We start from the raw sequence: 227 nt of genomic DNA, 5'->3' as shown, positions 1-227 counted from the left end.
ACCAGCCTCGCCTTTACTGTGCAGCTGTGGATCGCTATACCCAGCACTACCGGCAGCCAGGTAGTGGCCGGCCTTACGGCCGTTGCTCTGGAACTGTGTAAGTTCTCTTTCGCGCCCTTGGGACTCTGGTTGCGCTCCCAGGGACAGCTCAGTGGCCATGTACTCCTCGCGCTATGGCCATTACTGGTGGTGATCAGTATTGTGGCCACCGTTGGATTTCTCGCCAC

1 protein-coding gene is annotated in these 227 nt (G+C 58.6%); it reads left to right on the top strand.

Going from position 1 to position 227, the window contains the following annotated elements:
- Nucleotides 1–227, top strand: a 227-nt coding sequence (locus Q1A48_RS21620) for a hypothetical protein (RefSeq protein ID WP_299948956.1), incomplete at both ends; no start/stop codon positions are given.

It is taken from the genome of uncultured Microbulbifer sp. (assembly GCF_947489355.1).
In the GTDB taxonomy this organism is placed as follows: domain Bacteria; phylum Pseudomonadota; class Gammaproteobacteria; order Pseudomonadales; family Cellvibrionaceae; genus Microbulbifer.
Note: the sequence above shows the minus strand (reverse complement) of the source record. Positions and strands in the feature narration are given on the sequence as shown.